The organism is Roseovarius aestuarii (genome assembly GCF_019966515.1).
Taxonomy (GTDB): Bacteria; Pseudomonadota; Alphaproteobacteria; order Rhodobacterales; family Rhodobacteraceae; genus Roseovarius; species Roseovarius aestuarii.
In genome coordinates this window covers 48,104-71,380 of sequence record NZ_JAIMIB010000001.1, presented here as the reverse complement: position 1 = coordinate 71,380, position 23,277 = coordinate 48,104, and the positions used below count along the sequence as shown (strand labels likewise).

The window sequence follows — 23,277 nt, the reverse complement described above, 5'->3', positions numbered from 1 at the left end:
TGGGGTCGAATTGCCGTCAGGCGGGAACGTTTTCGCTCAGCTCCTGCCAGTGGTGGCACGACACAGCGTGACCTTCCTCGCAGGTATCCAGCGGTGGCTCTTCGCGTTTGCAGATATCGGTGGCGAAGGGGCAGCGGGTGTGAAACTTGCATCCGGGGGGCTGATTGGTGGGCGAGGGGATCTCGCCTTCGAGCTTCTGTGCCTTGCCGCGATCATCCGGATCAAGTGAGGGGATCGCCGAAAAGAGTGCCTTAGTATAGGGGTGGCGCGCATTGTCGAAAAGCTGTCGCGTCGGTGCGCTTTCGACGATCCGGCCCAGATACATCACCGCCACATGATCGCAGGTATGGGCCACGACGCTCAGATCATGGCTGATGAACATGAAAGTAAGCCCCATCTCGCGCTGGATGGATTTCAGCAGGTTCAGCACGTCGGCCTGGATCGACACGTCAAGCGCCGCAACACTTTCGTCCGCGACGATGAATTGCGGGCCGGACACCAGCGCGCGGGCGATGGAAATCCGCTGCCGCTGGCCGCCCGAGAACGCATGCGGGAAACGGCGCAGGTGTTCGAGGTTCAGGCGGCATTTCTCGGCGATTTCACGCACCCGGGAGTCGGTTTCCTCGCGGCTTTTGGTGAGCCCCATGACTTCGAGCGGCTCGGCGATGATATCGCGCACAGTCATGCGTGGCGAGAGCGCTGCATAGGGGTCCTGAAAGATCAGCTGCGCGCGCTTGCGGTAGTCCTTTAGGTCCGGCCCGGCAAGGGTGGTAAGGTCATAATCAACCTCGCCATCATTATACCTGGCTTCGCCATGAGCGATCGGCACCGCCTTGAGCAATGCCCGACCCAGGGTGGTCTTGCCTGACCCGCTTTCACCTACGACGCCAAAGAACGATCCGCGCGGAATGTCGATGGAAATGCCGTCGACCGCCTTGAGAATTTTCTTTGAAAAGACCCCGCTGCCGATCTTGAATTCGACCGACAGATCGCGGGTTGAAATCAGAAGCTCTTCGCTCATGCGGCTGCTCCTTCTTCGGCACTGCATAGATGGCAGGCGGTGCGATGGTTCTCGCCGGTATCCACCCATTGCGGAATGTCACGCTTGCAGACGTCACCGATGATCTTGGGGCAGCGCGTATGAAAGACGCAGCCCGGGGGACGTTCGAGCGGCGAGGGGATATCGCCTGCCACCGGGGTCAATGGCGCCTCAAGGTCATCGAGCTTCGGCAGCGCATCCAGCAGCCCTTGCGTATAGGGGTGTTGCGGGTGGCGGATCACGTCGCGCACTGGACCCTGTTCGATCATCCGGCCCAGATACATCACTGCCACCTTATCGGCGGTCTGCGCCACGACGCCGAGGTCGTGGGTAATGAAGATGATGCCCATGTGGAATTCGTCAACAAGGTCTTTCATCAGGTCGATTACCTGCGCCTGAATGGTCACATCCAGCGCGGTGGTCGGCTCATCCGCGATCAGCAGTTTCGGCTTGGTTGAAAGCGCCATCGCGATCATCGCCCGTTGCCGCATGCCGCCCGACATCTCGAACGCGTATTGCCCGAATCGGGTAGAGGCGTCTGAAATGCCCACACGGTCCAGCATCTCGATCGACAATTCTTTCGCCTGCGCCTTGTTCATGTCCGAATGGATCAAAAGCTGCTCGACCATCTGTTTGCCGATGGTCATGGCCGGGGCAAAACTGGCCATCGGCTCCTGAAAGATCATCGAGATCGCGCCGCCGCGTACAAGCTGCATCTCGCGCGGGGTTTTCAGGGACATGACGTCAATCGACTGGTCTTCCAGGTTCAGCGTGATCTTGGTATCGGGCGCGTAATGGGCGTTGCCGGCATTGAGCTTCATCAGCGCTTTCGCAGTCACCGACTTGCCCGAGCCGCTTTCGCCGACCAGCCCCATCACCTCACCGGGTTCAAGCGAGAACGAGACATCATCGACTGCGGTGATCCGCCCCTCGTCGGTGTCGAACTGGAGGGTCAGGTTCTCAACGGTCAGCAGGCTCATTTCTTGGCCTCCGAATAGGGGTCGGCCGCGTCGCGCAGCCCGTCACCGACGAAGACGAATGCCATGACCAGCGCGATGAAGAAGATCACCGGGATGAAGTACCATTGATAGTTCAGCAGAACGTCGGCGCTGGTGGCTTTCTGCAGCATCACGCCCAATGAGCTGACCGGGTCCTTGAGGCCCAGACCGATGAAGCTGAGCGCCGTTTCCGAAAGAACCATGTATGGAAAGGAAATCACCAGATCGACGATGATGTAGCTGGTGAAGCTGGGCAGCAGGTGGCGGCGAATGACGTGGCCGGGCTTGGCGCCGCAAAGCTGTGCGGCCAGCACATATTCCTGATTGCGCTCGGTCAGCAGATGGGTCCTGACCCGTCTTGCCAGCGTGGGCCAGCCGATGAAGCCCAATATGAGGGATATGTAGAAGAACCTGGCCTCGGCGGTCATCTCGGGCGGCATGAAGGCCGCCACCGCCATGAAGAGCGGGATAGCGGGCACCGTTCGGACTGCATCGGTGATCATCTGTATCACCCCGTCGATCCAGCCGCCGTAATAGCCGGACACCCCTCCGATAATCAGCGCCAGAACAAAGGCGATGAACACGCCAATCGAGCCCACTTTCATCGAAGTCCAGATCGCATGAAGGGTACGAGAGAAGATATCCTGCCCGTCTTCGTCGGTGCCAAAGAGGTGAATTTTGCCACCCTCGACCCCGAAGAGATGCGTGTCCATCGGGATGAGGTCAAAGAGCTTGTACCTGTCCCCTTCAGTGAAGAACTTCATATAAAGACGGGTGTCTTCGTCGACGGTTGTGACCCAGCGGAAGTTAGTCTTGATCGAGCGTTCACGCTTGACCGCATGGATAAAGGGACGGGCGGAACATCCATTGGCGTCGCAGAACTGAGGCATCTGCGGTGCGCCGTTGGTGTAATCCTTGTCGCGGCCCGCAATCGTTGGATCATAGGGCGACAGAAAGGGCGCGAAGATGCCCGAGAGGATCAGCGCCATCAGAATGACGGCGGCAATCAGGGCGGCGCGTTGCTTTTTGAACCGCGCCCAGATCAATTGCCCCTGCGATGCGGTGAAATAGGCCTCTTTGGCCTTCTGATCCTGCATATTATCTGTGGTCATGTCTGTCATGGTGATTACCTCAGAATGCTTTTGCGGACGCGGGGATCAATCACGGCCAACAGGATGTCCGTAAAGAAATTCAGCGTCACGATGGAAGCGGTCAGCAGGAAGATGATTGCGCCGGCAAGCTGTTGGTCATTGGATCGCGCCAGCGCTTCGATCAGCAGAGCGCCTGCCTCAGTCAATGTCAGGATCAGCGCCACGATGGGCAGCTCGTTGAAGATGCGGTTCAGGTCAAACCCCAGCGAGTTGACGATCGGCCCAAGCGCGTGCCGGGCAGGGTAGCGCCAAAGCAGCTTGCGGCCAAAGACACCGCGGGCCGCGGCGGCCGTGACATAAAGCTTGCCGATCTCGTCCGACATCAGGGCGCGCACCGTCTGGAGCGCGAAGGCGGTGGCCGACCAGCCAAGGATGAAAATCGGCAGCCAGGCGTGTTTCATCAGATCAACGAATTTGTCCCAGTCCCAGGGCGCATCGCGATATTCCCTGCTGAAAAGCCCGGTCAGCGTTTCGCCGAACCATACGGTCGAAAACAACATGATCATCAGCGCCAGCAGGAAGTTCGGCATCGCCAGACCCAGGTAGCTGAACAGACGCAGCCCGTTGTTGAGGTAGGGGTTGTTTGACGCGGCCGAGATGATGCCGACCGGAATGGCAATGGCATAAGCCAGCGCCAGCGAGGCAAGGCAGACACCGAGAGAAACCCAGAATTTCGCGCCAAGCAACTGGGCGATGTTGACCCTCAGGATGCAGCTGTCGCCATATTCGCCCTGAAAGGCGTTCACGATCCAGCTGGCCCATCGGGTCAGGAAAGGTCGGTCGAGACCAAGCCGCTGCCGCTCGTTTTCGATGTCTTCAAGTGAAATCCCCGACCCTTGGGTGTTCTTGAAGGCAAGATAGCGCTCGGCGCAGTCGCCCGGCACAAGTTCCATCAGGGTGAAGACGACCAGTGACACGATAATCAGCGTTATAATCGCCATCATCGCCCTGACCATCACGAAGCGGCCGAATTGCAGCATGATCCCGTTCCGTATTTGCGCGGTTGCCGCGCCTGAGCATTAAGGTCGCGGCCAACCGAAGCTGGCCGCGAACGCGATGTGCCTAAAGGCGGCTCACTCGGTCAGCCACCATTGCGAGCCGCGATACGGGTAGGTCCGATAGTATTCGTAGGACCAGGTCTTGAACTCGGTGAAGTTCTGCAGCTTGTTGCTGGAATAGACCGGTTCGGGTGCTGCGACCGTGCCGATGAGGACAAGGTTTTCCACGATCCCCTGCACCAGCGCATTACCCAGTTCGGCAACCTCGGGCGACCCCGGTGAGGCCGACTGGAATGCGTCGATATCCGCCGCGAGCTTTTTCACGAACTCCGGCGGTTCGACACCTTTGGCGCCGTCCGAATCCAGCCATTCACCCCAGAGCATACCTGTGCGGTGTTCGAAATACGTCCCGAACGGTGCCCGGAAGAAGGTGTTAAGCCCCAGATGGATCGCCAACGGCGCCCCATACTGCCAGAGTCCGACATCCAGCTTGTTCGAGCTTTGCGCCGAGCGATACTCGTCCGGTGTCACCTCTTTCACAGTGGATTCGACACCCACATCAGCCCAGTACTGGCTGACGAGTTCAACCACCTGGCCCGAGATGCCTTGGGTCGAATAGTTCATGGTCAGGACCAGCTTGTCGCCGTTCGGCAATTCGCGGAAACCGTCGCCATCGGTATCTTTCATACCGATTTCATCCAGCGTCGCCTTGGCCCCATCCGGATCATACGCAGCCTTGTAGCTGCTCCACTTGGGATCAATGAAATCAGGCGTCGGCAGGAAAGGTGCGATCTGGCTGGGCGTGCCCTGACCAAAATACGCTACCTCGTTCAGCTCTTCCCGGTTGATGGCCACGGACATCGCCTCGCGGAAGCGGTAGTCGGCAAAAACCGCGCGCTTGGCTTCATCCTCAGCCGTCAGGTTGAACGAAAACGCAGGCATCGCCACGGTCGGCTTCAACTGGATCGTATAGCCGCCTGCTTCCTGGTTTTCGAGCAGGATCGGTGCCGATTCCAGCCGAACCGATTGCGACTTGTAGTCGACCTCGCCGTTCACCAGCTTGAGGATTCGTACTTCCTTGTCGTTGATATAGACCTCATCTTGCTCGCTGATATAGGGCAGTTGCTGGCCCGTGGGGTCGACCTGGTGGAAATAGGGGTTGGCCACCAGTTGCCGGCCTTCGGTCGTATCATTGATGTAGATATGGCTTTCCAGCGTTGGCACGGTGTGCTTGGTCAGCCCGTCGACAAGCTCTGGCTTGCTGAGCATCGGCGTGGGCGTGTCGGTCCAGTCCGAATTCCCGTAATAGGCCTTGATCGCATCGTAGCCGTTCTCAAAGCCAAGACCCTGCGCCACGCTGTCGGCATCATCGCTCAACCCCGGGTGAAACTGACCCAGGAAATGCATGGGCTGGAAGCCCTGCGCATAGGAGGTGGCGAAGTGCGCCAGCAGGCCGGGTTTGGGCGCGGGCAGGTTGAAGACGACGGTTTCCTCGTCGGGTGCATCCACCGTCATCGTCGCGCCACCCACCGTGACATAGTCTTTGGGGGTTTCGTAGATGTTGGTGTCCAGCATCAGGTTGTCATGCCAGAATTTGACGTCTGCAGAGGTGAATGGCGCGCCATCCGACCATTTGTGGCCCTTGCGCAGCTTGAATGTCAGCTGGGTGTAGTCGTCATTCCAGGTCCACGATTTGGCGATATTGGGAACGATGGTTTGCAGGTCGTCCGAGTAGCGCACCAGATTGACATGGCGCACCGACAGAAAGTCGGATGTACCGGCCTCGGTCGCGTTCGACAGAACATCCAGCGTGCCGCCGTATTGACCTATGGAATCGTAGGGAACCACCACCAGCGGATCTTCGGGCAGGCGGTCGGCCAGCGATGGCAGTTCACCATTGCCTGCGATCTGGCCGTTCAGCGTGGCGATATCAGGATTGGCCGAGAATTCCATCGTGCAGCCAGCGGCCGCCTGGAATTCGGAAAGATCGTATTGCTGCGGATAGGCCCCCGCGGCAACGCCCTGCATATCCGCGACCGAGATCGCGGGGCAGTTGGCGTAAGCAGCCATCGGCAAGGCGATGACGGCTACTCCGGATAAAAGTAGTCTTTTCATGTTTCCTCCTTTGGACGTCTAGTCAGACAAAGGGGGATTGGCGCGTGTTGTTGACGTTTTGATGACAGCCATCCCCCGAATTATTTTTTATTATTGTTCCCCCAGTTTATGCCTTGTGCTGCGATTCAGTCACCGGCTTAACCGGACAGTAGGTCAGAAGGCAGCAAAGCCACAATCGGATAAAATCTATGATTAGAAAAGAAAAAACTATAACCTAAGACTATAATCAACGCCCGCTCTCTCAAGGAGAGCAAGCAAATGGATTGAAATTCACAGGATACTATACAAGCAGAGCGTGAATGGGTTGCTGATCGTCCGGATTTCGACGCTATGGTCGGACTAGCCAGCTGCCTTGTGCTGCTGGTGCTCGAAGATCGAAGTGTAGCCGCCCGACCAGTCTGGTGGCAGGCGCATGTCCACCGGTTCATGATGAGAAAACCGCGCTTCCTGGCCGCGCACGACCGTGCCGTAATGCGTCGAACGGTAGGCTGGCGCGGTATATGGCAGGGCATCGCAGGCGGCAAAACCCACGATCAGCACCGGACGGCCCTGTTGGCTGAGATTGGCGCGGGACGCATGAAGTGTCGCGCAATGATGCACCGTAACCGTGCCTGCCGGGCCGGTCAGGTCGACCGCGCTATCGATACCTGCGTCGGCGAGCCGATTATCGGGGATGTAGCCCAGCCAGTTATCCGCGTCGTCGTAGTGATTGTAGATCGGCCCCTTGTGGCTTTGCGGAACCACCTGCAACGGGCCTTGCTCGGTGCCGACATCCTTGAGGCAGACCAGAAACTGCGCGACAGAAAAGTTGGTCAGCGGGTAAAACGGAATGTCCTGATGCCACCTTACCTCTTGCCCGCCACCTGCCCATTTGATGTTGATCATGCATTCGCGGAAACGGACATCGGGGCCCATCAGATCGGCGGCAAGGTCGGCCAGGTTCGATTCGGTGCAGAACTCCCAGAACACCGGATCAAGATCGTCGAGATATGATATCCGGCGCAGGCGCGGATTGTCGGCACTGTGCCCGGTCTCAAGATCGAACGTGCCGTCTGATGCTGTTAGTTGTCTTGATCTGTCAACCTGGGCATCGATCGCCGCGTTGAGCCGGGCCAGCCAGTCATCGCTGATCGCCTTTTCCCGAACGACATAGCCCTGATCGAAAAAGAATTCGCGCTCAGTTTGACCAAGCACACGGGGAGGATGCGATAAGATATCTGTGGGGCGCATGTCTTCCAAACCTTCTTTCTACCAGGGAGTTGCGTGGTGAAGTAGCCGCCCGTAACCAGCGATGGGCGCTGCACATCCGGCCAGTCGCAATGCCTGCCAGATCATCGCCTGATTGGCGGTCACTACCGGTTTTCCTATGGCGTTCTCGATCTGCTCGACAACATCCACGGCGCGAATGGCGGTGCAGGAGATGAATAACGCTTCAGCCTCGAGCCGGTCCGCTTCAAGAGCTGCTTGATAAATTGCATCCGGGGGCAGGGCGGCCATCACCTCATTGTCGTCAATGTGGAATGAAGTGAAGGCGCATATCTCCTTGTGATGCGCCGTAAGATGATGGGCGATAATCTGGTTCACATCGTCGGTATAGGGCGTCAGGACAGCCAGTTTGTGCGCGCCCAGCCCGTCCAGCGCCGCCAGCGATGCAGTGATCGGCGTCACGACTTTCGCGCCGGGCCGGACCGCGTGGATGCGTTCGCAAACGGTGTCGTACCCCATCGCGATCGTACCCGACGTACAGGCATAGGCCACGACATCGAGCCGTCCTTCCGGGACCAACAACGCGGCCGCATCAGATATATGCGGCGCCATCTGCGGCAGGGTCTCGATTGAACAACTTTGCGTATTTCTTATCCGGCTGGCGAAAATCGTCACATCATCGCTGGGACGCAGATTGACGAAATCGCGCTCGGTCACGTAGTCGTTCGACAGAACGATCAGACCGATGCGATGTTTGCCCGGCCCTTGATCCGGTTCAAATTGACCTTCGATACGGGTCGTGCTGAAGGGTGGCGTGCTGTCCATCTTGCCTAAACTCTGCCACCAGATCATCTGGCCTGACTAGCCTATCCGCGACATCGCACAATTTTGGTTAGGAGAATCAAACCCGGCGGCTATAGGGTCCGCTCGGTTGACTGCAAAAGGGAATGCGCGCGTGGCCGACAATCTGAAATCCGCGACTGAAATTCTTGAACGGCTGGTTGGGTTTGACAGTGTTTCGGGCCGCCCAAATCAAGACATAACCGGCTACATCAAAGAGATGCTGGAAGCGCAGGGCGCAGAGGTCACGCTGAGCCATGATGCCGATGGGCAACGCGCCAATGTCTTTGCCACGATCGGGCCGCAGGTCGATGGTGGGGTGGTGCTCAACGGTCATACTGATGTCGTCCCTGTCGAGGGCCAGGTCTGGGGCAGCGATCCGTTTACCCTGACGCCGAAAGACGGCAGGCTCTATGGGCGCGGGTCGGTGGACATGAAGGGTTTTCTGGCCTGTGTCATGGCCTCGGTGCCGGTGTTTCAGGCGGCTGACCTGGCCAGGCCCATCCATATTGCGTTCACCTATGATGAGGAAATCGGCGGAATCGGCATGCCAGTGTTGTTGAACAGCATGGAGAGCTTTCCCTATCGTCCATCGGTGGTGATCGTGGGCGAACCCACCGATATGAATATCGTCACCGGCCACAAGGGCGGCGACGAAATGCGAACCGAAATCGTCGGGCACGAGGTGCATTCCTGCGACCCGAGGCACGGTGTCAGCGCGATCTCGGTGGCCATGCGCCTGATTGCCAAGATCGAAGAGATCGGTGCCCGACTGGCGGCCGACCCCGCGCCGAACTCGCCCTATGTGCCGCCTTATGGCACTTTCAATATAGGCACGATCGAAGGCGGTGCAGCCCGCAACGCAACCGCCGGATGGTGCAATTTCGACTGGGAGTTCCGCGGGATGCCGGGTCAGGACAGCCGTGCCATCATCGCCGAGATTGAAGACTATGCCACGCAAGAATTGCTGCCTGCGATGAAGGCAATCAGCCCGAGGGCCGGGATCGATATCATCACCGAGGTCGCCGTGCCGTCACTGGACGACCGAAACGCTCAGGCCGCCGCGGCTTTCGTCAGCGACATTACCGGTCAGAACAGCCAGAGCGTCGTCTCCTTCGGCACCGATGCGGGCTATTTCAGCGATGCGGGCCTGTCGACAGTGGTGTTCGGTCCCGGCACGATCCGGCGGGCTCATGGCGCGGATGAGTATATTGAAGTTGCAGAGCTTCAGCAGGGGCTGGATTTTCTGAGCGCGGTGGCCGGAAAACTCTCGCGCTGAGGGATTTTCGGCCTTGCGGTCGCAACGTGTCAAAGACCGCAGGTGGTTTAAGCCCCACCTGTGCTATTCTTGGTGCAAAAGGGATGCGCCGTGATGATCCGACTTGTTCTTGTCCTGATATGTCTGGGCGCATCGCTCAGTGCGCAGGAGCGCCCGCCCAGCCATTGCCTTGCGGTGGCCGGTGAAGCCCCCGGCGTGACCTATCTACACAATGCGGCGTTCACCGACCCGGTCGAGACCGACACTGTCCGATTGCAATACATTGCGCATGCCAGTTTTCTGCTGCAAACCCACGGCGGGCTGTCTGCGGTCACGGATTTCACCGGTTTTGTGGGTAACGTGGATTTCCTGCCCGATATCGTGACGATGAACCACGCGCACGCGACCCACTTTACCGCGTTTCCGGACCCGGTGATCCCCCACGTGCTTCCCGGGTGGGGCAAATTCGGCGAGGGGATAGATCATCACCTTGATCAGGGCGAAATGCTGATCCGCAATATTTCAACCGATATCCGCTCGGGCGCAGGCATTGAACCGCGCGGCAATTCCATTTTCGTCTTTGAGGTCGCAGGTCTGTGCATTGGACATCTGGGTCACCTTCACCATGAACCGTCGCCAGAACAATATGCCGCGATCGGGCGGCTGGATGTGGTGATGGCAGCAGTGGATGGCGGGGTGACGCTTGATCTGCCGACGATGCTGAAGGTGATGCGCCGGTTTCGCGCCCGGATCGTCATTCCGATGCACTGGTTTGCCGATGGCTCGCTAAGCCGGTTCCTGGCGGGGATGGAGGCGGAATTTGATGTGGTTGATACCGGTGGCAGCAGTCTTGCCGTGTCGCTCTCCCGTTTGCCTAGGCGGCCCACAGTAATGCTCCTGCGCCCGTCCTATCTACGCACGGACGAGTGACAGACGGCGCTGGACCCGGCGCGGGAAGATGGTAGGGATAGGGCATGACGCTCAACCCTGCCGATCCCGATTTTATTGCCCATCTGCATCAGCTTTTGCCGGGCGCGGCTTTTCGCGAAGTTGAGCCAAAGTACCTCGAAGAACCGCGCGGTCGCTGGATCGGGCAGGCCGGTGTGGTAGTGGCCCCGGCCACGGTTGACGAGGTGGCGACCGTGATAACGGCCGCATCGAAGGCGCGTGTCGGTGTGGTTCCCTATGGCGGCGGCACCGGTCTTGTGGGCGGTCAGATCCTGTCCGACGGCTCGGCGCCCGTGCTTCTGAGCCTTGAGCGGATGCGTGCTATCCGTGGAATTTACCCCGACGAAAATGTGATGGTGGTCGAAGCCGGAGCGATCCTGGCCGATATCCACGCGGCGGCGGCAGAGGTCAACAGGCTCTTTCCACTGACCATTGCCGCCAAAGGGTCCGCCCGGATCGGTGGCAATCTGGCAACCAATGCCGGCGGCGTGAACGTGCTGCGGTATGGCAATGCGCGCGATCTGTGCCTCGGGCTGGAAGCGGTTTTGCCCAGTGGCGAGGTCTGGCACGGGTTGAAGCGGCTCAGAAAGGACAATGCGGGTTACGACCTGAAAAACCTGATGATCGGGTCCGAGGGAACATTGGGTGTGATCACGGCAGCCACGCTCAAGCTCTACCCGCGCCCGGCGACTGAAGGCACGGCTCTGATCGTGGTCAACAGCCCCGAGGCTGCGCTTGCCCTACTGGCCCGGGCTCGCGACCATCTGGGCGAAGCTGTCAGCGCGTTCGAATTGATGCACCGGACCGGTCTGGAGTTTCTTGCCGAAACGCTGCCGGATCTTCGCCTGCCTTTTGCAGATCTGCCGGAATGGTTCGTACTGATTGATGTCGGCCTCGCGCGTGGCCTTGATCCGCAGGCATCGCTGGGCGCGCTTTTTGCCGACGCCCACGAGGCAGGGCTGGTCAGCGATGGCATGATCGCCCAGTCCGAAGCGCAGCGGCAGCAATTCTGGGAGGTCCGAGAGAACATCCCCGAGGGCAACCGGCGCATCGGGTCGATCAGCTCACACGATATCTCGGTGCCGATTGGTGCGATTCCTGACTTCATCATTCGCGGCAACAAGGTGATTGCCGCGCTCGGGGCGTTCCGGATCAACTGTTTTGGCCATCTGGGTGATGGGAATCTGCATTACAATATCTTTCCGCCCAAGGGTCAAAGCCGCGAAGCACACGTGGAAAAGCGCGAGGCGATCAAACGCGCTGTGCATGATTTGGTGCATCAGATGGGTGGCTCTGTCAGCGCCGAGCATGGTGTCGGGCGGTTAAAAGTCGAAGATCTTGAACGATACGGCGATCCGGTCAAAATGTCCGCGATGCGGGCGATCAAGGCGGCACTTGATCCCAAAAGTATCATGAATCCCGGCGCGGTGCTGCGCGATCCTTCTGACTGACGTTTTGCGGTTGTTTCCGTCTGGTTCGCGCGGTTTACTGCGCGTCAGACCTATCGGTTGCGCCGGGGTGAAGGGGAAGAACTGCCTGCAATGTCAGAGCTTTGGGATGGGATCACACAGGCCTTCTGGCTGATTTTCACGCTGGATGCTGATCTGGTGGAAATTACGCTGCGCTCGCTCCAGGTGACGCTGACCGCGCTTTTGATCGCCTGCCTGATCGCGTTGCCGCTGGCAGCCGTATTATCGGTGCGGCGTTTCCCGTTCCGGCGGATCACGATCGCTGTGCTGAACGCGTTGATGGGGCTGCCACCTGTGGTCGTGGGGTTGATCGTCTACATCTTTCTGTCGCGGTCGGGGCCGTTTGGTGTCTTCGGGATTTTGTTCACGCCCACGGCGATGATCATCGCGCAGGTCATTATCATCGTGCCGTTAATTGCGTCGATTGCTCATCAATCATTGCGTGATCTCTGGGCGGAATATCACGACCTGCTGATTTCGATGAATACGACTCAGGGGCAGCGGATCAGGACGCTTCTCTGGGATAGCCGCCGCGCGCTACTGACCGCGGCACTGGCCGGGTTTGGACGGGGCATCGGCGAGGTCGGCGCGATCATGGTGGTGGGCGGCAATATCGACCACGCCACGCGGGTGCTGACCACGGCTATCGCGCTTGAGACAGGCAAAGGCAACTTTGCCCTGGCACTGGGCCTCGGCTTTGTGCTGATCGCGCTGGCGATCGCGGTGAACCTGACCATCCATTGGCTAAGCCACACGGAACGAGAGGGGCGCTGGTGAGCGATTTGTTTCCTTTGCAAGTCTCAGACGCGCAGGTGCGTCGGCGCGGCAAGGTGCTGGTCGGGCCGGTGGACCTGACGTTGCAGGCTGGCGGCGTCACCATTGTCATCGGCCCTAACGGATCGGGTAAAACAAGTCTTCTTAAAATGTTACACGGCATACTTCGTCTAAACCGAGGCGTCGTGAAATGGGCCTGCACCACCGACGAGGCGCAAAAGCGGCAGGCTTTCGTGTTCCAGACACCGGTGATGCTGCGCCGGACGGTACTGGAAAATCTGGTCTATCCGTTGCGACTGCTCAAAGTTCCGAAAACCGAGGCGCATCAGCGCGCCGGGGATTGGGCAGGTCGTGTCGGGCTGGGGGACGCTCTGAGGCGGCAGGCGACTGTCTTATCCGGCGGCGAGCGGCAAAAGCTCGCTATGGCCCGCGCGCTGATCCGCGACCCGGACGTGTTGTTTTTGGATGAGCCGTGCGCGTCGCTTGACGGGCGCGCCATGCGCGAGATCGAGACGATCCTGCAAAACGCCGCCGCCAGCGGCACGCGGATAATCATGTCGACACATGATATGGGTCAAGCCAGGCGTCTGGCCGATGAGGTACTCTTTATCCTGCATGGGAAAGTGCACGAATTCGGCCCCGCCGCTGGTTTCTTTGACACGGCGGAGACGCCGCAGGCCCGGGCCTTTCTGAACGGAGACATCGTGGAGTGAAGAGGACCAGTGCGATGATCAGATTTTTGACTGCATGTGTTGCAGCATTGACCATTTCCTCTGCCGTCTGGGCGGAAGAGATGAAGATGGCGGTCACAACCTCGTTTCACAATTCGGGGCTGGCCGAGGTGCTGTTGCCCGAAATTACGAAAGATATTGGGATCGAGGTGCAATTACTGGTGGTCGGTACCGGGCAGGCGCTTCGTTTGGGCGAAGCGGGCGATGTGGATGCCATTCTGGTCCATGCCAAAGCTGCCGAGGAAGAATTCGTGGCCCAGGGCCATGCCACCCACCGAACCGAGATCATGTATAATGATTTCGTCGTGATCGGCCCTGCTGCGGACGGTGCGGGCATTGGTGCGGCCACCGATGCCACCGGGGCGCTGCAAAGGATCGCGGCTGCCAGCGCTGCCTTTGTCAGCCGGGGCGATGATAGCGGCACCCACAAGAAGGAACTCAGCCTGTGGGCCGCCGCAGGCGTGGAACCCGAAGGCAAGTGGTACAACGCCGTGGGCGCGGGCATGGGGGCGGCGCTCAACACCGCCGCGGGGATGAATGCCTATATCCTGTCGGATCGCGCAAGCTGGCTGAATTTTGGCAATAAGGGGGATCTGGCACTTTTGTTCGCGGGCGATCCGGTGCTGTTCAATCAATATGCCTACCTGCCGGTGAACCCGGATAAACACACCCATGTGCAATCCGGTCTTGCGGCACAGCTTGAGACTTGGCTGATCTCGGACCGAGCTAGAGACCTGATTGACGGATATCGTCTTGAGGGTGAGCAATTGTTCACGTTCAATGCTCAGCAATAAGGGTTCCGGCGCGATCCGAATCTACCCGGAGACGAAAAAAGGTGGCGCTGACTGCGCCACCCGTCTAATTCGGATTTTAACCTGAAGTCAGTCCCAGCCGACCTGATTGAAGATTGCCTGTGCTGCCGCGGCATTGCGGCTGAAGGCGGCAGTATTAGTGCTGGTATCGGCTTTGAAATCTCCCAGACGGTCGGTGCTGTCATCATCGGGGCCGTCAACCACGGCAGCGTATTCATTGTTCTGAGAGGCGAATTGCGCCTGCGCGAAATCGCCGGCCAGGAATTCAAGCAAAGCGGCCGCCTGTTCGGGGTTGGGGGAGGCGGCAGTCATGGAGGCGGTGGCAAGGTTTATGTGTGCGCCCCGGTCCTCTTGGTTGGGCCAGACCCAGCCGATCGTGTCGATGCTTTCCGTCAGGCCGTCGACCTCTTTGTCGAAACCGCGCAGGAAATAGTAATGGTTGGCCACCGCAACGTCGCACTCGCCCGAGACGATCCCGCGCAGCTGATCGGTGTCGCCGCCTTGCGGGGCGCGCGCCATGTTGTCGACGACGCCTGACGCCCAGTCTTTCGCCGCCTCCTCGCCATGCACTTCGATCAGCGAGGCCAGAAGCGACTGGTTGTAGATGTTCGATGAGGACCGGATGCAGACTTTGCCCTTCCAGGCAGGGTCGGCCAGCTCTTCATATGTTTGCGGAGGTGTTTCGACGGTTGCCTTGTTGTAGAAGATGATGCGCGCGCGCTGCGACAGGCCGAACCAGAGGTTCTCGGGATGCTGAAGGTGATCGGGGATGCGCGCCTCGATCGTGTCCGAGTTGAAGGGCTGCAGCAGGCCGGCCTCTTCGGCGCGGGCCATGCGGCCCACATCAACCGCGATGAAAACGTCTGCGGGGCTGTTCTTGCCTTCGGCTTCCAGCCGGGCGATCAACTCATCCGCCTTGGCTTCGATCCGGTTCACCTTGATACCGGTCTGCTCAGTGAATTTGGCATAAAGCGCGTCGTCGGAATCGTAGTGGCGGGCGGAATATACATTAACCTCCTGCGCCATCATCGGGGTGGCGAAAGCAAGAGTGGCAGCGGCGAGTGTCAGGGGTCTCATTGGCACAGTCCTTTTTCTGACTTAATTACTTGGGTATCTCTGATTAATCTGACAAAAATAGTCAAGTCGAAAAATCCGAGAGCCTCTCCGACGCATTTAACCGCTTGTTTTCTGAGTTTAAGCAGCGTTTCGGTTGATCAGTCCAATGGTGCTGGTGGCAGAAAAAATGATCGCGGCAACGCAGACAATCGTCGGGCCCGTGGGGGTATCCAGCATGAACGACAGTTTCAACCCACCCAGGGCCGATACCATGCCGATTAGCACGGCGATTGCGGCCATCCTCTCGGGTGTGGATGAAAGGGGCCGGGCGGCTGCGGCGGGAATAATCAGCATCGCGGCGATCAGCAGAACGCCAACAACCTTGATTGCAACCGCGACCACCAGCGCTAAGGCCAGTGTCAGAACCAATTGCTCTCGCTTCGGATCGACGCCGCTGGCATAAGCCAGATCGCTGCCCAACGTGGCGGTCAAAAGCGCCTGCCAGCGCCAAACCAGCAGCGCCAGCACAAGCATCGCGCCACCCCAGATCACCATCAGGTCGGTTTTGTCGACCGCCAGAATGTCGCCAAAGAGATAGGCCATCAGATCAATCCGGACGCCCTGCAGGAACGACACCGCCACCAGCCCGAAGGCCAGCGCGGAATGCGCCATGACGCCCAGAAGCGTGTCCATCGCATAGCCGCGCCCCGACAGGGCCGAAACGGTCAGCGCCATCGCCAGCGCCACCACCAACGCCCCGGTAAAGACCGACATCGAAAACCCAAGCGCCAGCGCCACGCCAAGGATCGCCGCATGGGCCGTGGCGTCACCGAAATAGGCCATGCGCCGCCAGACGACGAAACAGCCCAAAGGGGCGGCGGCGACCGCCACTCCGAGGCCCGCAAGGGCCGCGCGGATCAGAAAATCATCCAGCATTATTCAGCCGCCTCGTGGTCATGATCGCAGGCGTGATCGTGGTGATGGTCATGGTCATGGCGATAAAGCGCCAGCGCGCCGCCGGTGCCGGAACCAAAGATCGCACGGTATTCCGGGGCCGAGGCCACGACCTCGGGCTTGCCTTCGCAGCAGATATGACCGTTGAGGCAGATCACCCTATCAGAGGCGCTCATCACCACGTGCAGTTCGTGGCTGACCATCAGTACGGCGCAGCCCAGATCGCGCCGCACCTCCTCAATGCGGCGGTAAAACGCGGCCGAGCCGGGTTGATCAAGGCCCTGCGTGGCCTCGTCAAGGATCAGCAGATCAGGCTTCTCCATCAGGGCGCGTGCCAGCTGGACACGCTGGAACTGACCGCCGGAAAGATCGGCCATCTGCCGGTCATGCAGATCGGGCAGGCCCGCCTGTTCAAGCGCCTTGTCCACGTCAGCACTGGCGTGGCGCCGGGGCAGGGACAGAAAGCGGCGAGCGGTAATCGGCAAGGTCAGATCGATATGCAGCGATTGCGGCACATAACCGATGCGCAACCCAGGTTTCCGCGTGACAGAGCCACGTGCAGGCCGGATCGCGCCGATCAACGCCCTGAGCAGAGAGGATTTGCCCGACCCGTTGGGGCCGACGATGGTGACAATCTCGCCGCGCTCGATGCTCAGATTGACATCGTGCAGCACCGTGTTGGCGCCGTGACGGATTTCGACGCTGCGGGTTTCAATTAATGTCATGGCGCTACCGGTGCACAGTTGGGGCAGAGGCCCAGCACCTCGACCACCGCCTGCTCGATGGTGAAGCCGGTTTCAGAGGCAGCCTTGCCCAACATGCCCCGGGACGGCTCTGCATGGGTTTCGGCCACCGCATCGCATTCACGGCAAATCAGAAAGACGGGTGTGTGATCATGGCCGGGATGGGTGCAGGCGATAAAGCCGTTTACCCGTTCGATCTTGTGAGCGAACCCGTGACTGATCAGGAAATCAAGCGCCCGGTAGGCTACGGGCGGCTGCGAGCCCAGCCCGTCTTCTCGCAGCTGGTCGAGGATTTCGTAGGCGCCCATCGCGCGATGCTGCTGCAGCAGGATCTCCAGCGCACGGCGGCGCACGGGGGTAAACTGCAGACGGTTGGTTGCGCAATAACCGGCGACAGCCTCAAGCCCGTCGCGGATGCAACTGTGATGATCGTGGGTTTCAAACCCGATGGCGTCCATGGTGATCCCTTAAAGCGCGCTTACAGGGTTGATATGTTATAAAGTAACAACTATCAAGCCCGGCGAATACCCTGCTTCAGGAGACTTGCACATGCGACCGACAATTATCCCAGCTATGTTTCTTAGCGCGTCGATCGCGCAGGCAGAGGTGCCGCATGTCGCGGTCGATATCGCGCCGGTGCATTCGCTGGTGGCGCAGGTGATGAAGGGGGCGGGGACACCGGACCTGATCATGCGCCCGGGAGCGTCGCCACATCACTATGCTTTGCGCCCCTCCGAGGCGGCGGCTCTGTCAGAGGCCGATCTGGTAGTATGGATGGGTGAGGGGCTGACCCCCTGGCTTGGCAGTACCATTGATAAGCTTTCCGGTGAGGCGCGCTCGATCGAACTGCTTGAGGCCGATGGGACGCGCCTGCTGCCTTTTCGCGAGGGTATAGGATTTGATCTTGGCGATCACGACGACGAGGCTGAACACGATAACCATGACGAGCACAACGACGATGAGCACGGCGATCATGAGGCCCACGATCATGCGGGTGACGTGGATCCGCATGCCTGGCTTGATCCTCAAAACGCGCGGCACTGGCTTACTCTGATCGCCGCCGAGCTTTCTGAGTTGGACCCGGAAAATGCCACGCTTTATCAAACAAATGCCAGCCACGGTGCAGATCAGATTATGGCGGTCGAGCAAGAAATTGCGGCGCGACTTGCCGCGCTTGAGGAGGTGCCATTCCTTCTGCAGCATGATGCCTATCACTATTTCGAAGAGGCGTTTGATATACCCGCAGCAGCCGCGATTTCGCTGGGCGATGCTGCCCGGCCCGGCCCGGCAAGAATTGCGGCTTTGCGCGATCTGATCGCGGCCCACGGGATAACCTGCGTTCTGACTGAACCGCAGTTTGATCCGAAACTGGCGACCAGCCTCGTGACCGACAATCTGCAAACCGGTATTCTTGATCCGATGGGTTCGGCGTATGAACCCGGCGCAGAGCTTTATGCTTCGTTAATGCTGGGGTTAGCAGACGGCTTCGCAGCTTGTTCACGTTAGGGACAATTCACGGCTACGCCGCGTAAAACTTGCACGACGGACCAAACACACCCATGCTGGCAGCTAAGGGAAAAGTCACGCTGGATTACACGGCGGTTTGGGAGGAACGTGAATGAGCTTTTCGACACGGGCAGATGTGCTCAAAATTGAGGAAGAAATGCCGTGGGACGCGCGCGAGCGGCCCGAGACGCTGTATCAGATGTTGCGGGAAACGACGAAGGCCTTTCCCGACCGCCCCGCGATTTCCTACCAGCTTTTCTCGGGGCCGGATGACAGCGCGAAAACCCTGACCTGGCAGCAGTTTCATGATCAGGTCTGTCGGGCGGCTAACCTCTATCGCAGCCTGCGGATCAGTGAAAAGGATGTAGTGGCGCTGGTATTGCCGAACTGTCTTGAAACCGCCGCTGCCACGATCGGTGGTATGGTTGCGGGTATCGTGAACCCGATCAACCCGCTGCTGGAGCCCGAGCAGATCGGTGCCATCCTGCGTGAAACAAACGCGAAAGTGGTTGTTACGCTCAAGTCCTTTCCCAAGACCGACATTGCCCAGAAAACCGCCGAGGCCGTGCGCCATGCGCCTAAGGTTCACACCGTGCTTGAGATTGACCTGAACACCTATCTCAGCCCGCCGAAAAGCTGGATCGTGCCGTTTGTGCGGCCGAAAAACCCGACCGGCCATCATGCGGATGTGCTGAATTTCAATAAGGAAATGGCGAAGCAGAACACCACGCTCGATTTCGACGACCCGAGTGCCGACAGGGTCGGGGCCTATTTCCATACCGGTGGCACGACGGGCATGCCCAAAGTGGCGCAGCATCGCTATTCGGGCATGGTCTATAACGGCTGGCTGGGGGGTAAGCTGCTGTTTGACGAAACAGACGTGATCATGTGCCCGCTGCCGCTGTTCCACGTCTTTGCCTGCCATGTGATCCTGATGGCGATGATAAAATCCGGGGCACATGTGGTGTTTCCCACTCCGGCAGGGTTTCGCGGCGATGGCGTGTTCGACAATTTCTGGAAGCTGTGCGAGCGCTGGAAAATCAGTTTTGTGATCACCGTCCCCACGGCCACTGCTGCGCTGATGCAGCGTAAGGTCGACGCCGATATCTCAACCGTCAAGAACGCGTTTTCCGGCTCGGCCCCGATGCCGCTGGAGCTTTTCAAACGGTTCGAAAGCGCCACCGGCATGACCGTTATTGAAGGTTACGGACTGACAGAGGCCACCTGTCTGGTCTCCTGCAACCCGCCCACCGGCGAGAAGAAGGTCGGCTCGGTCGGGGTGCCGCTGCCCTATACGGATGTCAAGATTTTCAACAACACGCCGGACGGTCCCGCGGAATGTGCCGTGGACGAAGTGGGCGAGATCTGCATCGACAATCCTGGTGTTTTCGCAGGCAATACATACACCGAGGCGGCCAAGAACCGCGACCTCTATCACAAGGAAAAATACCTGCGCACCGGTGATCTGGGGCGGATAGACGAGGACGGTTACCTATGGATTACGGGCCGTGCCAAAGACCTGATCATCCGCGGTGGTCACAATATCGACCCGGCGGATATCGAAGAGGCGCTGATGGCGCATAAGGCAGTGGCGATGGCGGGCGCGATTGGTCAACCAGACTCGCATGCCGGCGAAATCCCCTGTGCCTATGTCGAGCTGGTGGAGGGCGCCAACGTGACAGGCGACGAACTGCGCGAGCATTGCAAGATACATGTGCACGAACGCGCCGCCATCCCGAAATATATCGAGGTGCTGGACGAGTTGCCCAAGACAGCGGTCGGCAAGGTCTTCAAGCCGGATCTGCGCAAACGCGCCATCACCCGTATTTACAATGCCGATCTGGAAAAGGCCGGGCTGTCCACGCGGGTCACACAGGTGATCGACGACAAAAAGCGCGGGCTGGTCGCGCAACTGGAAAAAGTCGATGGCGCGGACGAGACCAAGCTGGCCGAGGTTCTTGGGAATTACACGCGACCGTGGGAGTGGGCGGAGTAAGCGACTGCCTGCGCGTAGATAAATGGGGTGAAACATGACAAATCGAGATTTCAGATTACCCTCGCATCCGGCAACGATGGTCCCATCCGACCTGACCGCGCCTGAGGCGTTTACCACAGACGATCACACAGAGACCATCCATTCAGTCTTTGAAACCGAGGATGAAAGTGTCTTGACCGGCGTCTGGGAATGCGCGCCGTGCCGAGAAGAGATCGAGGCTTATCCGGTACACGAGATGATGACCGTGATCTCGGGTTCGGTGACGCTGACGCATCCAGATGGGCGTGCCGAGACATTCAGCGCAGGCGATACGTTTTTCATCGCCAAAGGCGATCCGGTGATCTGGGAGATCACCGAGAAGCTGCGGAAATTCTATATGATCGCCGAATAGCAGACGCTTTGATGCCGTCTGAAAACCTCTTGGACTAGGTTAGAGACGAGGTTGTGCGCCGAGGGCGTTGGCGGGAAAATTGTGGTGTTGGCGGCGAACCGCCAGTCATGGCAATTGTCGCACGGGTCTCGTTCTCCGATTCGCCCTAGGCCGGGCCGATAGCCAGCGAGCCAATATGAACCTGCCAAGATCACCGATTTTCGGCATCACGCCGCCGGTGGCAAACTTGGAATTCGAAATTTTCCCGCCCAGTTATGCAATCAGAGCCCGGGTGGGGCATCTCTTGCAACCTTAAGGTGAATGAGCGCGATCCGGAGGCGCCGCGAGCGCTCATGAAAAGGCCGTATAATATGGCCCGAACCCGGCTTTTTTCCGTAGATACGCTGTCCGATCTGGGTGCAGGAAAAAGATGCGGGTGGGAAGAAAATATGGCTTGCGCCGACTCAGCTTGTATACTAGAGCACACTCAAATCTGATTGGGAGAACCGGTTAATCCGGTGCCGAAGGAGCAACCGCCCCGGAAACTCTCAGGCCATCAGGACCGATCAGATTGCAAAACTCTGGAGAGTGGTGCAGGCTTGCACCCGCCGAAGGGATAGCGATCTCAGGCGAAAGGACAGAGGGGGCATCGTGGCAGACCAATTATGGTTTGCAAAACCGATGCCGGACAGATCGACAGATTTCCCCGGCCAACCAATGGGAGGAAAGCGATGAGCGATCTGAAGACGACTCCGTTGCGTGACCTGCATGTCGAACTGGGCGGAAAGATGGTGCCCTTTGCCGGTTATGAAATGCCTGTGCAATATCCGCTGGGCGTGATGAAGGAACATCTGCACACCCGTTCAAAGGCCGGCCTGTTTGACGTCAGTCATATGGGGCAGGTGATTGTCTATGCCGGTGGCAGCTACGAAGCCGCAGCGCTGGCAATGGAGAAACTGGTGCCGGTCAATTTGGCAGGCCTCGGTGCGAACCGGCAACGCTATGGTTTTTTCACCAATGACGAAGGCGGTATTCTTGACGATCTGATGATTGCAAACCGCGGGGATCACATGTTTGTTGTCGTCAATGCGGCGTGCAAAGAAGGCGATATCGCGCTGATGCGGGCGGGGCTTGATGACTGTTCGGTCGATGTGATCGAAGACCGTGCGCTTATGGCCCTGCAGGGCCCGGCAGCCGAGGCCGTGCTGGCCGGTATCGTCCCGGAAGCGGCAGATATGAAGTTCATGGATGTGGGCATTTTCGGCTCGGAATTCGATGAGCTGTGGATTTCGCGGTCGGGGTATACCGGCGAGGACGGGTATGAAATTTCGGTCAGCAACGAAAAAGCTGTTGCCCTGGCCAAGGCGCTTCTTGCGCATGAGGATGTGGAGCCAATTGGGTTGGGTGCGCGTGATAGCCTGCGGCTGGAAGGTGGACTTTGCCTTTATGGCAATGACATCGACACCACCACCAGCCCGGTTGAGGCCGCGCTGACCTGGGCAATCCAGAGGGTACGTCGCAAGGGCGGCGACCGCGAAGGTGGATTTCCCGGTGCGGATCGCATTCTGAACGAGTTCGAAAACGGCACCAGCCGGACCCGTGTGGGCCTGCGCCCCGACGGGCGCGCTCCGATGCGCGAAGGCACCCCGCTTTATGCCACCGCCGAAGGTGGTGAGCAGGTCGGTAACGTGACCTCGGGCGCGTTCGGGCCAACCATCGAAGGGCCGATGGCGATGGGTTATGTGTCCAGTGACCTGGCCGCTGAGGGCACACAACTATTTGGGGAAGTGCGTAACAAGCGCCAGCCGGTGACGGTGGCCGCGATGCCCTTTACCCCCGCCAATTTCAAACGCTGATCAACCAAGGGAGAGACCCAGATGAAATACACCGAAGAACACGAATGGCTGCGCGTCGAAGATGATGTTGTGGTGGTGGGCATTACCGCCCACGCCAGCGAGCAGCTGGGCGATGTTGTCTTTGTCGAACTGCCCGAGGTGGGCACCGAAGTGTCGAAAGATGACGATGCGGTGGTGATCGAATCCGTGAAAGCGGCAAGCGACATCCTGTCTCCGCTCGACGGTGAAATCGTCGAAGTCAACGAAGTGCTGGCTGATGAGCCCGGCAAGGTGAACGAAGACCCCGAAGGTGACGCCTGGTTCTTCAAGATCAAGGCCAGCGACCCGTCCCAGATGGACGATTACATGGATGAAGCGGCCTATAAGAAATTTATCGGCTGATGCTTCGGCACTCCCGCCGGGTGCCTTTGGCGGGAGTATTTTTTGAAAGATGAAGAATGGGCGCGGTGCTGCGATG

At 59.0% G+C, this 23,277-nt stretch carries 22 protein-coding genes and 1 riboswitch; of the genes, 11 read left to right on the top strand and 11 right to left on the bottom strand.

The window, feature by feature from the left end:
- Positions 1-16 precede the first annotated feature (16 nt).
- From LC334_RS00345 to LC334_RS00315, 7 genes are all read right to left on the bottom strand, one after another.
- Positions 17-1,021, bottom strand: a complete 1,005-nt coding sequence (locus tag LC334_RS00345; RefSeq protein WP_085798257.1) for an ABC transporter ATP-binding protein — start codon at positions 1,019-1,021, stop codon at positions 17-19.
- Complete coding sequence (locus tag LC334_RS00340; protein ID WP_176237581.1) at positions 1,018-2,019, bottom strand: ABC transporter ATP-binding protein; 1,002 nt, start codon at positions 2,017-2,019, stop codon at positions 1,018-1,020. Before LC334_RS00340 ends, LC334_RS00345 begins: the two co-directional genes overlap by 4 nt.
- Positions 2,016-3,149: an ABC transporter permease gene (locus LC334_RS00335; RefSeq protein WP_377150195.1), complete on the bottom strand. Its 1,134-nt coding sequence runs from the start codon at positions 3,147-3,149 to the stop codon at positions 2,016-2,018. Before LC334_RS00335 ends, LC334_RS00340 begins: the two co-directional genes overlap by 4 nt.
- Before the next feature lie 14 nt (positions 3,150-3,163).
- Complete coding sequence (locus LC334_RS00330; RefSeq protein WP_085798255.1) at positions 3,164-4,168, bottom strand: ABC transporter permease; 1,005 nt, start codon at positions 4,166-4,168, stop codon at positions 3,164-3,166.
- 93 nt (positions 4,169-4,261) lie between these two features.
- A complete protein-coding gene (locus LC334_RS00325; protein ID WP_085798254.1) occupies positions 4,262-6,301 on the bottom strand; it encodes an ABC transporter substrate-binding protein in 2,040 nt (679 codons plus the stop codon).
- Positions 6,302-6,640: 339 nt separating this feature from the next.
- Positions 6,641-7,531, bottom strand: a complete 891-nt coding sequence (locus LC334_RS00320; protein WP_085798253.1) for a phytanoyl-CoA dioxygenase family protein — start codon at positions 7,529-7,531, stop codon at positions 6,641-6,643.
- Positions 7,532-7,549: 18 nt separating this feature from the next.
- On the bottom strand, positions 7,550-8,332 hold the full coding sequence (locus tag LC334_RS00315) for a maleate cis-trans isomerase family protein (RefSeq protein WP_085798746.1): 783 nt from the start codon (positions 8,330-8,332) through the stop codon (positions 7,550-7,552).
- 130 nt (positions 8,333-8,462) lie between these two features.
- Here LC334_RS00315 and argE point away from each other — a divergent pair, with 130 nt between their 5' ends.
- The 6 genes from argE to LC334_RS00285 all read left to right on the top strand — a co-directional run bounded on the left by argE (position 8,463) and on the right by LC334_RS00285 (position 14,321).
- Positions 8,463-9,626: an acetylornithine deacetylase gene (gene argE / locus LC334_RS00310; protein ID WP_176237580.1), complete on the top strand. Its 1,164-nt coding sequence runs from the start codon at positions 8,463-8,465 to the stop codon at positions 9,624-9,626.
- A 93-nt stretch (positions 9,627-9,719) separates the two neighbouring features.
- Positions 9,720-10,535, top strand: a complete 816-nt coding sequence (locus LC334_RS00305; protein WP_085798251.1) for an MBL fold metallo-hydrolase — start codon at positions 9,720-9,722, stop codon at positions 10,533-10,535.
- Between the two features lie 44 nt (positions 10,536-10,579).
- Entirely contained in the window at positions 10,580-12,004 is a 1,425-nt protein-coding gene (locus LC334_RS00300; RefSeq protein ID WP_085798250.1) for an FAD-binding oxidoreductase, read from the top strand.
- 90 nt (positions 12,005-12,094) lie between these two features.
- Positions 12,095-12,799: an ABC transporter permease gene (locus LC334_RS00295; protein ID WP_085798249.1), complete on the top strand. Its 705-nt coding sequence runs from the start codon at positions 12,095-12,097 to the stop codon at positions 12,797-12,799.
- Positions 12,796-13,509, top strand: coding sequence for an ATP-binding cassette domain-containing protein (locus tag LC334_RS00290; protein WP_085798248.1), 714 nt, complete (start codon positions 12,796-12,798; stop codon positions 13,507-13,509). Before LC334_RS00295 ends, LC334_RS00290 begins: the two co-directional genes overlap by 4 nt.
- Before the next feature lie 14 nt (positions 13,510-13,523).
- Complete coding sequence (locus LC334_RS00285; protein ID WP_085798247.1) at positions 13,524-14,321, top strand: substrate-binding domain-containing protein; 798 nt, start codon at positions 13,524-13,526, stop codon at positions 14,319-14,321.
- 87 nt (positions 14,322-14,408) lie between these two features.
- Here LC334_RS00285 and LC334_RS00280 read toward each other — a convergent pair whose 3' ends face one another.
- From LC334_RS00280 to LC334_RS00265, 4 genes are all read right to left on the bottom strand, one after another.
- Positions 14,409-15,416, bottom strand: a complete 1,008-nt coding sequence (locus LC334_RS00280; protein ID WP_085798246.1) for an extracellular solute-binding protein — start codon at positions 15,414-15,416, stop codon at positions 14,409-14,411.
- Positions 15,417-15,533: 117 nt separating this feature from the next.
- Entirely contained in the window at positions 15,534-16,331 is a 798-nt protein-coding gene (locus LC334_RS00275; RefSeq protein ID WP_085798245.1) for an iron chelate uptake ABC transporter family permease subunit, read from the bottom strand.
- A complete protein-coding gene (locus LC334_RS00270; protein ID WP_085798244.1) occupies positions 16,331-17,074 on the bottom strand; it encodes a metal ABC transporter ATP-binding protein in 744 nt (247 codons plus the stop codon). Before LC334_RS00270 ends, LC334_RS00275 begins: the two co-directional genes overlap by 1 nt.
- Entirely contained in the window at positions 17,071-17,550 is a 480-nt protein-coding gene (locus LC334_RS00265; RefSeq protein WP_085798243.1) for a Fur family transcriptional regulator, read from the bottom strand. Before LC334_RS00265 ends, LC334_RS00270 begins: the two co-directional genes overlap by 4 nt.
- Before the next feature lie 91 nt (positions 17,551-17,641).
- Here LC334_RS00265 and LC334_RS00260 point away from each other — a divergent pair, with 91 nt between their 5' ends.
- The 5 genes from LC334_RS00260 (at position 17,642) to gcvH (ending at position 23,201) form a co-directional block, all read left to right on the top strand.
- A complete protein-coding gene (locus LC334_RS00260; RefSeq protein ID WP_085798242.1) occupies positions 17,642-18,598 on the top strand; it encodes a zinc ABC transporter substrate-binding protein in 957 nt (318 codons plus the stop codon).
- 112 nt (positions 18,599-18,710) lie between these two features.
- Entirely contained in the window at positions 18,711-20,594 is a 1,884-nt protein-coding gene (locus tag LC334_RS00255; RefSeq protein WP_085798241.1) for an acyl-CoA synthetase, read from the top strand.
- A 76-nt stretch (positions 20,595-20,670) separates the two neighbouring features.
- On the top strand, positions 20,671-20,985 hold the full coding sequence (locus LC334_RS00250; protein WP_223412828.1) for a cupin domain-containing protein: 315 nt from the start codon (positions 20,671-20,673) through the stop codon (positions 20,983-20,985).
- A gap of 467 nt (positions 20,986-21,452) precedes the next feature.
- Positions 21,453-21,539, top strand: a riboswitch (glycine riboswitch).
- Between the two features lie 156 nt (positions 21,540-21,695).
- Positions 21,696-22,820 carry a glycine cleavage system aminomethyltransferase GcvT gene (gene gcvT / locus LC334_RS00245; RefSeq protein ID WP_085798239.1) on the top strand — a complete coding sequence of 375 codons (1,125 nt, stop codon included), beginning with the start codon at positions 21,696-21,698 and terminating at the stop codon, positions 22,818-22,820.
- Positions 22,821-22,841: 21 nt separating this feature from the next.
- Positions 22,842-23,201, top strand: coding sequence for a glycine cleavage system protein GcvH (gcvH, locus tag LC334_RS00240; RefSeq protein ID WP_085798238.1), 360 nt, complete (start codon positions 22,842-22,844; stop codon positions 23,199-23,201).
- Positions 23,202-23,277 lie beyond the last annotated feature (76 nt).

Coding starts and splice junctions, on each gene's coding strand:
- LC334_RS00345 (WP_085798257.1), bottom strand. CDS start 1,021: ATGAGCGAAGAGCTTCTGATTTCAACCCGCGATCTGTCGGTCGAATTC.
- LC334_RS00340 (WP_176237581.1), bottom strand. CDS start 2,019: ATGAGCCTGCTGACCGTTGAGAACCTGACCCTCCAGTTCGACACCGAC.
- LC334_RS00335 (WP_377150195.1), bottom strand. CDS start 3,149: ATGACCACAGATAATATGCAGGATCAGAAGGCCAAAGAGGCCTATTTC.
- LC334_RS00330 (WP_085798255.1), bottom strand. CDS start 4,168: ATGCTGCAATTCGGCCGCTTCGTGATGGTCAGGGCGATGATGGCGATT.
- LC334_RS00325 (WP_085798254.1), bottom strand. CDS start 6,301: ATGAAAAGACTACTTTTATCCGGAGTAGCCGTCATCGCCTTGCCGATG.
- LC334_RS00320 (WP_085798253.1), bottom strand. CDS start 7,531: ATGCGCCCCACAGATATCTTATCGCATCCTCCCCGTGTGCTTGGTCAA.
- LC334_RS00315 (WP_085798746.1), bottom strand. CDS start 8,332: ATGGACAGCACGCCACCCTTCAGCACGACCCGTATCGAAGGTCAATTT.
- LC334_RS00305 (WP_085798251.1), top strand. CDS start 9,720: ATGATCCGACTTGTTCTTGTCCTGATATGTCTGGGCGCATCGCTCAGT.
- LC334_RS00300 (WP_085798250.1), top strand. CDS start 10,580: ATGACGCTCAACCCTGCCGATCCCGATTTTATTGCCCATCTGCATCAG.
- LC334_RS00295 (WP_085798249.1), top strand. CDS start 12,095: ATGTCAGAGCTTTGGGATGGGATCACACAGGCCTTCTGGCTGATTTTC.
- LC334_RS00285 (WP_085798247.1), top strand. CDS start 13,524: ATGATCAGATTTTTGACTGCATGTGTTGCAGCATTGACCATTTCCTCT.
- LC334_RS00280 (WP_085798246.1), bottom strand. CDS start 15,416: ATGAGACCCCTGACACTCGCCGCTGCCACTCTTGCTTTCGCCACCCCG.
- LC334_RS00275 (WP_085798245.1), bottom strand. CDS start 16,331: ATGCTGGATGATTTTCTGATCCGCGCGGCCCTTGCGGGCCTCGGAGTG.
- LC334_RS00270 (WP_085798244.1), bottom strand. CDS start 17,074: ATGACATTAATTGAAACCCGCAGCGTCGAAATCCGTCACGGCGCCAAC.
- LC334_RS00265 (WP_085798243.1), bottom strand. CDS start 17,550: ATGGACGCCATCGGGTTTGAAACCCACGATCATCACAGTTGCATCCGC.
- LC334_RS00260 (WP_085798242.1), top strand. CDS start 17,642: ATGCGACCGACAATTATCCCAGCTATGTTTCTTAGCGCGTCGATCGCG.
- LC334_RS00255 (WP_085798241.1), top strand. CDS start 18,711: ATGAGCTTTTCGACACGGGCAGATGTGCTCAAAATTGAGGAAGAAATG.
- LC334_RS00250 (WP_223412828.1), top strand. CDS start 20,671: ATGGTCCCATCCGACCTGACCGCGCCTGAGGCGTTTACCACAGACGAT.
- gcvT (WP_085798239.1), top strand. CDS start 21,696: ATGAGCGATCTGAAGACGACTCCGTTGCGTGACCTGCATGTCGAACTG.
- gcvH (WP_085798238.1), top strand. CDS start 22,842: ATGAAATACACCGAAGAACACGAATGGCTGCGCGTCGAAGATGATGTT.